Origin of the sequence: Pantoea sp. S61, assembly GCF_016625145.1 — a bacterium.
Lineage (GTDB): Bacteria > Pseudomonadota > Gammaproteobacteria > Enterobacterales > Enterobacteriaceae > Pantoea > Pantoea rwandensis_B.
Map to the genome: position 1 here is coordinate 126,034 of NZ_JACVUO010000011.1, position 12,313 is coordinate 138,346.

Here is a 12,313-nt window from a genome sequence, read left to right on the forward strand (position 1 = left end):
CCGAATTACCTTTTGCGTCCGATGGCAGAAAAGTCTATACCTAAAACCAATTAATCTATAAAAACAGAATTAAATCTTTATTCGCTGCACCAGACTTTCTTCACACAGTGGTTCTCTGAAATGAATTGCACATCGGGGTTGGTGTTATTCCTGCCGCTTTATCCCCTCGCGATGAATTTAACGCTGTTGCAATAACAGCGTGGACGCTGCACGCCCACTGGAGGAAGTATGAAGTTCACATTAAATCCGATTGCGTTCGGAATATTAGCCGCGCAAGCGCTGTTTTATCCGGCAATAAGCGCGCAAGCCATTACGTTGGGAAGCTATTCACCGCAGGTGAATGACAACCTTTTTGGCGAGCAGAATATTAACGTCAACGGCAGCAATGAAACGCTAACCGGCAATCCAGATTTTGCCCCGGGAACGGATGGTTCAGTGAGTTCGAGCCTGGGGCAGGTGAATATTACATCGGGTGCGCAGTTTCTGAATCAGACGCGTCTTGATCCCGGTCCGCAGAACTTCGCCATCACCGTACCCGATCCGACCACGGGCGGTAACACCACCTTCCAGGTCTACAACTCCGCCAGCCTGGTGGCACAAACGCCAGTGACTTCCGATACCGCCGTGCCGGACGTGGTCAACGTTAACGGCGATCAATACATCAACACGCGCATCGCGGATGTTTCCAACGGTGGCCTGCTTGATGTGAATATTGGGCAAGCGAATGCCGCCAGCAGCGCCAGCACCAACAGCTGGAGCATGGCAGCGAAGCAAACCACGCTGTTTCAGGTGGGCAGCAACAGCACGCTGAACTGGAATTCCAACAATCGCATCAGCTTCTTCGGCACTGCCGCGACACCGGATGGTGCAGGCGCCACGCAATCCTTTCAGGTGCAGAACCTTGCGACCTACAACGGCAGCGTGAATGTGCAAACGCTGGATGGCGTCACACACACCTTCACCGTCACCAGCGCCAGCGAATTGCAGACTTACAATAACTGGCTGATTGGTCAGTTGCAGACGGGCAATCTGGATAAAGCCAACTACCTGACCGAGTTCAACAAAGCGGTTACCGTCACCAATGGCAATATTGTGTACGACGTCAGCGCCACGCCGCCGGATGAGGTCACGCAGCCGATTGGCAACCGCATCGTGGTCAATGCCGATGGCCCAGACGCTCGTGTCAATCTCGCGGCGGGCAACACACTGGAAGTCGTGGGTTCGACAGGCGGGGCGATTAAAGCCTCCAACGGCGCGCAGGCGGTGATTGATGGCAAGCTCGCCAGCCGCGGCACCCTCGCCAATAACGGCACGGCACTGGTGCTCTCTGACCAGAGCAGTGGCAGCACCAGCACCACTGGCGTCATTAATGGCGGGTTCCTCAATCGTCAGGATGGCACCGGCATCGGCTCCACCGGTTATGGTGCCAACGGTGTGCTGGTGCAGAGCGGCAGCGCGTTTAACAACAACGGCATCGTGAATCTCGCTACCATCGGCAGTAACTCGCAGTATGGCGTGGCGGGGATTCGGCTGGAAGATGAGGCGACATCCAGCAACAGCGGCAATATCAACGTTGGCGTAAATGGTTCCAGCGCACGCGGCACCGCCTCTGGTGTGCTGCTGACAGCACCGACCTCCCTCTTCACCAACAATGCCGATGGGCAAATTTATATTGGCCGTGGCCCGCAAAATAGTCTGACCGACAGCGTAGCGGATACCGCGATGAATCAAAGTGGACTCACCAGCGGGATTGCGCTGGTGGCCCACGGCAGAGCGATCAACAACGGCAATATCGTGATTGGCTCAAAGGTGCAGAACGCGGCAGGTATGTCTGCAACGGGAGCCAGCGGCGTCACCATGGTCAATAACGGCACTATTGATGTGAATGGTGCTGCCGCGAGCGTGCCGCGTGAGAACGTGGGGATGCTGGTGACCAACAGCAGCGGCACCATCGATAACAGTGGCACCATCAACCTTAACGGCGTCAACGGTACGGGTGTGAAGGTGGTTGCCACCAATGGCAATACCGCGTCTGCCAGCTCAACGGGGAGCATCAACGTGGCCGGGGGGGCCGATCCGGCCAGCGGCACACGTAACTTTGGTGTGTGGGTGGAGGGTCAGGGCTCCGGGCAGGCGAGCGCGGACGTCAACGGCCCGGTGAACCTGAGCGGCACGGGCGCGATTGGCGTGCACGCGCGCGGCAATGCCACAGTGGAAGTTGATGCCAACGCGATACCGACGTTCAGCAACGGCAGCAATCAAATCGCTTTCTTCGCCTATGGCCCGAATGCGCGCATCAACGTGGCGGGCAATAATCCCTTCAATGTCACGACGTCCAATTCGACACTGTTCCGCGTTGAGCAGGGCGCAGATTTTGATGGCACGGATCTGTCGCTCACGGCATCAGGTGCGGGTTCTGTGGCGGTAAACGGCAGCGGCACCGGCGGTACCGAAGTGAACACCCGCAATGCCACGCTGAACGTCAGTGGTGCGGGGGCGACCGGCGTCAACATCGAAGGCGGCGCAACAGGCACCATCGACAATGACACCACTATCAACCTCACCGGCAATAACGCCATTGGCGCGATTGTCGATGGGCAGAAACATACGCTGGCGGGCAGCAACAGCGGGGCGCCCGTGGCCAGCACCACGTTGAGTTCTGCAGCGGCACTCAATTCGTCGCAAAGCGGGTTGATCGGCTATCTGGCACGCAATCGGGCCCAGCTCAATAACACCGGCGACATTACTTTCAGCGGCGCGAATGCCACCGGCATACGCGTGGAGAGCGGTGCGACTGGCACCAACAGCGGTAACATCAATATTAATGACGGCGGAACCGGCATTGCGCTCAACAGCAGCGGCAGCACGGCCAATACCACGGCTAACAACAGCGGCAATATCAATGTCAACGGCGGCAGTGCCACCAACCGCAGCAGGGGCGTAAGCGCCAGCGGTAACCGGGCGATTGCTAACCTCAACAGTGGCAACTTGAATCTTAACGGTACTGGTGCGATAGGCGCGGAAGCACTCAACGGCGCATTGGTGAATATCGCGGCTGGCTCGGCGCCTAACTTCAACAGCAGCGATCAGATTGCTTATCACGCGGCGGGCAGTGGTTCACGTATCAACTCTGCCGCCAACGCGCTGGACGTGAATACGCTGAATTCCAGCGGATACCGTATTGATGATGGCGCAGGGCTGAGCTTCAGCAACCCAGCGACGCTCACCGCCAGCGCTGCCAACAGCACCGGCGTGATCGTCTCTGGCCGTGGCAGCACGCTGAACACGGCGAATGTCAATCTTACCGCCAGCGGCCAGGGCAGCACCGCGATCCGTACCGAAGGCGGCGGCGCGACCACACTTGATAGCGGCAGCAGCATTAACCTGAGCGGCAATCGTGCCGTCGGTGTGCTGGTCAATAATCTGCGCACCGATCTGAGCAACGCGCTGGATGGCACGTCAGCAGCCACTATCGTTACCAGCAATGCCAATCTCAGTGGTGCAGGCAGTAATGCCATCGGCTTTGATGTCACCAACGGTGCCATGGTGGTCAATAACGGCACGGTAGACCTCACCGGCAGCAACAATATCGGTATCCGCTCGCGCGCGGGCAGCACGCTGACCAATAACGGTACGGTCAATGTGGCGAACGGCACGGGATTGGATGTGTCTGGCAGTGGCAGCACGCTGGCCAAAGGCGGCGTGATCAATGTCGATAATGGTGTGGCGGGCGTGCGCATCAGTGACGGCGCACAGCTGGCATTAACCGGCAGCGATACCGTGATCACCACGCGTGGCAGTGCGCACGGCATCCTGGTCGATAACGGTGCCAGCGCGCTCAGTGCCAGCGATGCCACAGTGAATGTATTAGGGAGCGGCAACGGCATCGAAAACGGCGCCGAACTCAGCAATGTTAGCTTGAGCAACCTCACGCTTAATGTGGCGAATGGCAACGGTATCCGCACCGCAGTGCCGTTTGATCCTGACTCAACGGTGACCACCAATGTGTCAGGCAGCGGCACCGGCTTGAACATCGCCAATGCGGATGGAACGACTACCCGTGGCGATTTAACGCTGGGCTCGGGCTATCAATTTAATGTCACCGGCGCGGGTGGCACCGGTATTCGCGCCAACACCACCGGCAATGTCACCACCGCCGCAGATGTCACGATCGATAATCCGGCGGGCGGATCGGCACTGATCTCCAGCACGGCGGGCACTATCGTCAACACCGGGACGTTCACCTCCAACAGTCTGACCGCGCCGGTGGTGGATTTGCGCGGCGGCAAAACCCTCTTCGAAAACTTCGGCAACATCATCACCGTCAATCCACAAACCGTGGCGGTGGCAGGCAGCAATGCTAATGATGAAATCCTGCTGACCGAAGGGGAAGTGCGTGGCGATATCAACCCCGGCGGCGGGTCCGATGTGTTCCGCTGGACGGGCGGATCGCTTAACGGCAGCCTGACCATGGGCAATGACAATAACAATAACGCGGAGGTCAGTAAGGTGGATCTCGGCACCACCTATCACCTCACCAGCGGCAGCGGAACCGGAAACACGCTGACGTTTAATCAGATCGATTCTCGTGGTGGCAGCCTGGGCGCTGACGATCTCAATAAAGGGGTAAACCTGGGCAGCGGTTGGAGCACCATTAACTTTACCGATACCCAATGGACGCTCACGGATAACCTCAAACTGGCGCACAGCACCATTAATATCGATGAAAATTCAACGCTGTATGCGGGTAACAATGTGCATCCGACGTTAGCGGGCGGCACGGCGGATTCACTTACGGTGAATAACGCCGGTATTCTCGACCTGACTAACGGCGCAGGATCGCCGGGCAACACCTTGAATATCAATGGTTCGCTGGCTTCCAGCGGCGGTCAGCTTAATCTGATCACTGATCTTAACGCAGGTGGCGCGCTGAGCAACCAGTTCACCGACCATCTCAATGTCACGGGTAATGCCACCGGCACCACGCTGATCAACGTCAAACTGACCGACAGCAGCACCGGCGGATTAACGGACTTAAATCGCAATGGCGGCATTGAGGGTAACGAGGGGATTTCACTGGCACAGGTCGCGGGTAACGCTGGCCCTGATAGTTTTGCCCTGAAAGACGGCTATCTCGCTGCGGGGCCGTGGCAATACCGCCTCTACACTTTCGCACCGGGCAGTACCGATCCCAGCCAGCGTTTGGTTAGCGGCAGTGGCAACAATTATTGGGATTACCGGCTGGCGAATTATTACGTGTGTGAAGATGGCGCCAGTTGCCCATCGACCTTTATCACCGATGCATTTGGTTCTGAGCACTCCTACAATACGCGTCCCGCAGTGGTGCCGCAGGTACCCTCCTACATCTCCGCACCGGTTGGGCTGGCGTATTACACCTCCGCGATTATCGACGATTTGCATAAGCGTCTCGGCGAATTGCGTCATGAGCAGACACGGCCGGAAGGTGAGGGCGGCGAGATGTTCCTGCGCTACATCGGCTCCAACCTGAAGTACAAAAGTGACCAGAGCTTCCGTGATTACGGTTACGACTTCGATCTGGATTACAGCGCGGTGCAGCTAGGTGGCAACGTTCTGCGCCTCGACGGTGACAAAGACAGCCTGCGCGGTGGCTTAGCCTACACGCGCGGTAATACGCGGATTCGACCGGATGCCGCCGACGGCTACAGCAGCACCACCTTCGACAGCGACAGCCTGGCCTTTTACGGCACCTGGCAGCGTCAAAACGGGTTCTATCTGGATGGCGTGCTGTCGTTCGACTGGCATCGTGGTGAAACCGATATCGCACGGCAAAAACAAGAGGCGAAGCTAAAAGGTCATGGCTGGACGGCCTCAATGGAGAGCGGTTATCCATTTGATCTTGGCGATGGCTACAAACTGGAGCCGCAGGCGCAGTTGATGTACATGAAGCTGAACATGAACGACTTTACCGATGAAGACGGTAACAAGGTGCGCTACGGCGACTACAACCAGACCATCGGACGTTTAGGCGCAAGGCTGGATCGCACCTGGACGGATGACAGCAACCGCCAGTACACCCCTTACCTGCGCGCCAATTACTACAAAGGTTGGGGCGGCACGGTGGACACCAACGTCTCTTCGGTGGAAAACCCTGCATTGAGCGCCACTTTCACCAGCGGCCACTTTGGGCAGATGTGGGAAGTGGGCGCAGGCGGAACCGCCACGTTGCAGAAAGATGTTTCACTGTATGCGGAGGCGGATTATCGCAAAGAGATCAGCGGCAACGGTGCCAAAGGGTGGCGCTATAACGTGGGCGTAAGGTGGCAGTTTTAAGTGAAGACATTGCAAGAGTCGCCTTAAATACCGTCGTCAATGGACTGCGGTATTTGGACAAGTCGCGATAAATGGCGTCAATAAGCGGATGCGGTGTTCGGCCTTGTCGCCATCAATTGTGGGATGGGCTTAGGTACACATTGATGTGCACCTTGCTCATCTTGCGCCCCGGCAAACCTTGATTTCATATACTCTAAATAAAATTTTATCGATCGATTTCTGCCATAAAAAACAGGGATATTATTCACTGTGGCTTTAATTCAGGATAAAAATTAATTCTCATCGCTAAAGACCGCTCCCTGCGCTGCCGAAAAGGTAAAAAAGTGTAATTGATTTTTTCCTTTAGCCTGCATCTTGCAAGGACAACACACATGCGGAACAACCAGCCTATCACTCAGCGTGAATTCATTTTTGACGATGACGCCACGCTGATGTCGACCACCGACCTTAACAGCCATATCACCTATGCCAACGACGCCTTTATTGAGGTCAGCGGTTTCGAGCCGGAGGAGGTCATTGGGCAACCGCATAACATGGTGCGTCACCCGGATATGCCGCCGGAAGCGTTTGCCGACATGTGGGCCACCCTGAAACAGGGCGAACCCTGGACTGCGCTGGTGAAAAATCGTCGTAAGAACGGTGATCACTATTGGGTGCGAGCCAATGCGATTCCGGTGGTGCGCGAAGGAAAGGTGCAGGGCTTCATGTCGGTGCGCACCAAACCTTCCGCCGAAGAGATCCGTCAGACCGAAGCGCTGTACCGTGATTTCCGTGAAGGGCGTGCTAAAGGCCGTCGTTTCCATAAAGGGCTGCTGGTCGGCACCGGCTGGCGTCGTCTCGGCTCACTGCTGAAAACCCTGCCGCTGCGCTGGCGCATTCGATCCACCTTGATCGCCGTGCTGCCGTTGTCCGTGATCGGCGTCTGGCTGCTGGGAGTCGCACCGATGGCGCTGGGCGGTTTTGCCGCTGGCATGGCCGGTTTGTTGCTGTTGGCGAGTCTGTGGCTGGAGCAGCAGATTTCCCGTCCAATGGAGCGTATCTGCCGCCAGGCATTGAGCGTCGCGACTGGCGCCAGTCATAAGGTGGATCAGTTAGATCGTGTGGATGAAATCGGGATCACGCTGCGTGCGATCGGACAGCTCGGACTGATGTTCCGCTGGCTGGTGGATGATGTCAGCGGCCAGGCGATCAATGTACTCAGTGCCAGCGGTGCGATAGCGCGCAGTAACGACGAATTGAGCCGTCGCACTGAGCAGGCAGCGGCCAACGTGCAGCAGACCGCCGCCACCATGAATGAAATGACCGCCACGGTGAAAAGCAACACCGATACGGCTAATGAAGTGAATAAGCTGTCAGAAAATACCAGCCACGCCGCGCTGAAAGGCGGTGAAGTGATGCAGGAGATGGTGGGGATGATGGCGGATATCGCCGACAGCTCGAAACGCATCGCCAATATTACCAGCGTGATTGACGGTATCGCTTTCCAGACCAACATTCTGGCGTTAAACGCCGCGGTGGAAGCGGCGCGTGCTGGTGAGCAGGGCAAAGGGTTTGCAGTGGTCGCGGGTGAGGTGCGCAGCCTGGCGCAGCGTAGCGCCAAAGCCGCCAGTGAAATCAAAACGCTGGTGGAAACCAGCGCGGGTCGCGTGCAGTCGGGTAGTCATCACGCTGATGCGGCCGGGCGCACCATGCAGGATATTGTCGACCAGGTGCAAAACGTCACGGCATTGATTGCCCAGATCAGTTCTGCCACGGCGGAACAGTCCATCGCGTTAAGTGAAGTGAGTACTGCAGTGGAAGATCTCGACGATATCACGCACCAGAATGCCGCTCGCGTGGCGGAAAGCGCCGAAGCGTCCGGGCGCATGACGCGTCAGGCGAATCGCCTGGTGGAAGCGATTAGCGTATTCCGTTAAAGGAACTCGCACGCTGCGCGAAACGCGCCAAAGCGTCAGCCGAATCGCGTGCTTGAAGCGATCGGCGTGTTTCGCTAAAGCGTCTCGCGCGCTGCACGTAACGCGCCGGGTGGTGAGCCGACAATGCGTTTAAACGCCCGGCTAAACGCCGCCAGCGAGCCGTAACCAAGGTGGAAGGCGACGCTTTCCACCGCTTCACCCTCATTGACGATCCGCTCTACCGCCAACCGCATGCGCAACTCGGTGAGATAGCGTAACGGCGTCATGCCGGTGGCCGTTTGAAAGCGGGCAGCAAACACCGAGCGTGAACTGCCCGATTCTCTCGCCAGACGTTCCACCGTCCAGTTTTCGCCCGGCGCACGATGCATGGCCGCCATCGCCTGGCTCAGACGCGGGTCGCGCAGCGCCTGCACTAATCCGCTGCCCTTACCGCAGCCGTTCTCAACCCAGCCGCGCACAATCTGCGCTGCCACCACATCTGCCAGACGGGAAAGAATGCCAGCGAAACCGGCTTTGCGGTCGCGGGTTTCGCGCTCCATCGCATCAAGAATCGGCTGGATTTCAGGGTACTGCGCCAGCAAGGTACTCACCAGCATGACATCCGGCATGGTGTGTACCAGCGGCTGCATACCGCCGAGTTCAAACGCCATGCAGGCGCTAAACAGAATCACATCGCTGTCGTCCGGGCAGCCTTCGCTGCTGTCACCAATGTCACAGACGCTGTCACAGATCGGTTTGCTGTTGAAGGTGTCGATCGGTTCACAGATGGCATCCTCGCTGGAGATCAGCGCGTGCGCTTTGCCATGCGGGATTAACAGTGCATCACCCGCCTGCAACGGATAGATCACGCCAGACGCTGAGCGGATCATTAACGATCCACGGCCGACAAAGTGTAATTGTGCCTTGCCCGGTGCGTCATCGTATTGCAAACCAAAAGGGGTATGTAAGGCGATACGCTGGTATTTCACGCCATACAGGCGCATGCCCATCAGCAGTTCACTGGTCAGATCTTCATAGCGGCTCATACGAATCCAGACGAATTATCAAAAAACAAAGTTTTTGTATCATAGATCGTCTTGCGTCGTCTCACTATGCTTACAACCTGAATTTTTGTGATGGGGATCGCAAATGAGTCTGGATACTGAAGTAGTCGAAACAAGTATAGCGGTGGATAAACCCGCATGGGGCGCGGTGTTTGCCATGGCTTTTGGCGTGTTCGGTCTGATAACTGCCGAATTTCTGCCGGTGAGCTTGCTGACACCGATTGCCGACTCGCTGCAAGTGAGCGAAGGGCAAGCGGGACAAACGGTGACCGTGACCGCGCTGGTGGCGCTGCTCACCAGCCTGGTGATCGGTAACATTACGCGCCGTCTTGATCGTCGCCTCGTGATGCTGGCCTTCACGCTGCTGCTGATTGCCTCGGCGCTGCTGGTGGCATTTGCAGAGAACCTGCCGATGATCCTGCTGGCGCGCGTGCTGCTCGGCATGGCGATTGGTGGCTTCTGGACGCTCTCGACCGCGATTACCATGCGGCTGGTACCGAGCGATCAGGTGCCGAAGGCGCTCTCGATAGTGTTCAGCGGTATTTCACTGGCGACCATTATTGCCGCCCCGTTGGGAAGCTATCTGGGGGGCCTGATTGGCTGGCGTAACATTTTCCTGCTGACCGGTGTATTGGGTGTGCTGGCGCTGTTCTGGCAGTTCTTCACGCTGCCTGCGATGCCGCCAGAGAATAAAGCGCGCAGCGGCGGCGTGCTGGATCTGCTGCGCAACAGCCTGATGCGCTGGGGCATGCTGGCGGTGATCATGATGTTCACCGGACACTTTGCCTTCTTTACCTATCTGCGTCCGTTCCTGGAAAGTAGCGCACAGCTCAACATCAATCAGCTGTCGCTGGTGCTGCTGGCGTTTGGTGTGGCGAATTTCTTCGGTACTTCGCTGGCGGGCTTCCTGGTGACGCGTAGCGTCTCTCTGACGCTGACCGTCATGGCGCTGGTGATGAGCGTGACGGCGGTGGTGCTGGTGAGTTTTGGCAATCTGCCGTGGCTGGTCGGTGCGGGCGTCGCCATGTGGGGCCTTGCGTTTGGTTCGATGCCAACGGGCTGGTCAACCTGGATCTCCCGTGCGGTGCCGGATGATGCCGAATCCGGCGGTGGTTTGCTGGTGGCAACCATTCAGCTGGCCATCACTGCGGGTGCCGCGGCAGGTGGCTGGATGTTTGATCTTAACGGTGCGGGCGGTGTGTTCCTCGCCAGTGGCGTGCTGATGCTGCTGGCGGCGATCACTATTTTCACGCGCGTCAGGCATCACGGTTAAGGCTTGGGCGGTATCAATGCTGCTCAAGCGAAGATGCACTGGACCGGAAGGTCACCCTTAGGGTGACCTTTTTTTATTCTCTCTATCACAGCCATAAATCCTGCCTTTCAATCAAAACATGGATTTTTAACCCTTTGCACAGATGTTAATCCAAACGTGCTTTTATTGTTCAAATTAATAGAATGACAATGCCAAATCTCTCCGCTTTTTTGTGATCAATTTCACGCCTATTATTTATCTCAACAAGGCGATGACGCCTTACCTGATAAAACATTCAACGAGGAATTGACCATGAAATCTATCAAAACTTTTGCTGCTGTTGTTGCCCTGACTGTTCTGCCATTCGCTAGCTTTGCGCAAAGCATCACCGCGACGGATACCACCATCGATGGTGCAGAAGCGCAAATCGCTGCTCAGGCGCATAAAGTTGGTGCTTCCTATAAAGTGACTGAAGCCAACTTCAATAACGGCGTGCACATGACTGCCGAACTGACCAAATAAGTCTGCGTTAACGTTCTGTGCTGACAGGGTGCCTTAGGGCGCCCTGGCGGCGTTGGTCACCTGATAAAAACCTGTCGCTTTCCTCTCTAAATGATTACTATTCTCAAAAAAAATCATCCTTCGTCAGCTCGCCTCGGGCTGTCTTTTTGAAATTGGTTGCACTGTCGAGCTTTCACTTCACTGCCATGAGGCGGTGGATTTGCTATGGAGAAGTTATGAAAGCGATTAAAACAACATGGGCGCTGCGTCCATTGCTGCTGGCAACGGCGCTGTTATCTTCCTCTGCGGTGCTGGCTGCGGAGTCTCAGCCGCTGAACCAGGTGATTTCCAAAGGGGCCTACGAACTGGCGTTCAGCAACAGCGATAACGCGCTGTTCCTTGCTACGGCGCAAAACGCCAGCGGCAAAGGTGGCACCGTCTACCGTCTCGACCCGCAGGATCTGTCGGTGAAGCAGACCATCAGCACCGATCTGCCCACCTTTGGCGCTGCCATCAACCAGAAAACCAACACGCTGTTCTTTGGTAACACGCGTGACGCGGCGCTGACCTCGGTGGATGCCAGCAGTGGTAAAGTGCTGAACTCGCTGGTGCTGGATGCGCGTCAACGCAGCGAAAATGTCCGTCCACTGCAGCCGCGTGAAGTGGTCGCCGATGCGGCAACTGACCGCGTGTATGTCACTGGTCTCGGTGAGCAGAGCGTGGTGTGGGTGGTGGATGGCAAAACCCTGAAGCTGGTCAGCACCGTCCCAAACACCGGTAAGATGGGCACCGGTTTGGCTATCGATTCTGCGGCGCAGAAATTGTATGTGACCAACGCCGATGGCGAACTGGTGACCATCAACACGCGCCTCAACGCGATTGAAAAACGCCAGAAAATAGATGGTGATAAAGATCACTTCTTCCTGAATATCGCGCTGGATACCCAGGGCCATCGCATCTTCCTGAGCGACTCGAAACAGCCTCAGGTGCTGGTGCTGGATTCCCGCACTCAGCAGGTGATTCACAAGATTGATGTGCCAGAATCTCTGGCGGTACTGTTCAATGCCGATCGCAACGAGCTGTACGTCACGCATCGCAAAGCGGGTGAGATCAGTATCATCGACGCGAGCAGCTATAAAGTGAAACGCACGGTGAAAGCACCTGGCCTGCCGAACAGCCTGGCGCTGTCAGCAGACGGTAAAGCGCTGTTTGTCAGCATCAAGCAGCCGGGCACGCGTAAAGAGCCGCCAAAAAATCCGGATAGCGTTTTGAAAATCGATCTCTGATCG

General features: G+C 56.7%; 6 protein-coding genes. 5 read left to right on the plus strand and 1 reads right to left on the minus strand.

Going from position 1 to position 12,313, the window contains the following annotated elements; translation table 11 throughout:
• Window positions 1-228 precede the first annotated feature (228 nt).
• A complete protein-coding gene (locus IAE30_RS19510) occupies window positions 229-6,312 on the plus strand; it encodes an autotransporter outer membrane beta-barrel domain-containing protein (protein WP_200680759.1) in 6,084 nt (2,027 codons plus the stop codon).
• Window positions 6,313-6,683: 371 nt separating this feature from the next.
• Window positions 6,684-8,228 carry a PAS domain-containing methyl-accepting chemotaxis protein gene (locus IAE30_RS19515; protein WP_200680761.1) on the plus strand — a complete coding sequence of 515 codons (1,545 nt, stop codon included), beginning with the start codon at window positions 6,684-6,686 and terminating at the stop codon, window positions 8,226-8,228.
• Window positions 8,229-8,302: 74 nt separating this feature from the next.
• On the opposite strand, the gene IAE30_RS19520 is transcribed toward IAE30_RS19515, so the two are convergent.
• The gene (locus tag IAE30_RS19520; RefSeq protein ID WP_038643594.1) at window positions 8,303-9,253 is read right to left on the minus strand and encodes an AraC family transcriptional regulator; all 951 of its coding nucleotides are present in this window, start codon (window positions 9,251-9,253) and stop codon (window positions 8,303-8,305) included.
• Between the two features lie 103 nt (window positions 9,254-9,356).
• Between IAE30_RS19520 and IAE30_RS19525 the strand changes: the two genes are divergently transcribed.
• The 3 genes from IAE30_RS19525 to IAE30_RS19535 all read left to right on the plus strand — a co-directional run bounded on the left by IAE30_RS19525 (window position 9,357) and on the right by IAE30_RS19535 (window position 12,310).
• Window positions 9,357-10,544 carry an MFS transporter gene (locus IAE30_RS19525; RefSeq protein ID WP_200680763.1) on the plus strand — a complete coding sequence of 396 codons (1,188 nt, stop codon included), beginning with the start codon at window positions 9,357-9,359 and terminating at the stop codon, window positions 10,542-10,544.
• A 291-nt stretch (window positions 10,545-10,835) separates the two neighbouring features.
• On the plus strand, window positions 10,836-11,045 hold the full coding sequence (locus tag IAE30_RS19530; RefSeq protein ID WP_200680765.1) for a DUF1471 domain-containing protein: 210 nt from the start codon (window positions 10,836-10,838) through the stop codon (window positions 11,043-11,045).
• Between the two features lie 215 nt (window positions 11,046-11,260).
• Window positions 11,261-12,310: a YncE family protein gene (locus IAE30_RS19535; RefSeq protein WP_038643589.1), complete on the plus strand. Its 1,050-nt coding sequence runs from the start codon at window positions 11,261-11,263 to the stop codon at window positions 12,308-12,310.
• Window positions 12,311-12,313 lie beyond the last annotated feature (3 nt).

Coding starts and splice junctions, on each gene's coding strand:
- IAE30_RS19510 (WP_200680759.1), top strand. CDS start 229: ATGAAGTTCACATTAAATCCGATTGCGTTCGGAATATTAGCCGCGCAA.
- IAE30_RS19515 (WP_200680761.1), top strand. CDS start 6,684: ATGCGGAACAACCAGCCTATCACTCAGCGTGAATTCATTTTTGACGAT.
- IAE30_RS19520 (WP_038643594.1), bottom strand. CDS start 9,253: ATGAGCCGCTATGAAGATCTGACCAGTGAACTGCTGATGGGCATGCGC.
- IAE30_RS19525 (WP_200680763.1), top strand. CDS start 9,357: ATGAGTCTGGATACTGAAGTAGTCGAAACAAGTATAGCGGTGGATAAA.
- IAE30_RS19530 (WP_200680765.1), top strand. CDS start 10,836: ATGAAATCTATCAAAACTTTTGCTGCTGTTGTTGCCCTGACTGTTCTG.
- IAE30_RS19535 (WP_038643589.1), top strand. CDS start 11,261: ATGAAAGCGATTAAAACAACATGGGCGCTGCGTCCATTGCTGCTGGCA.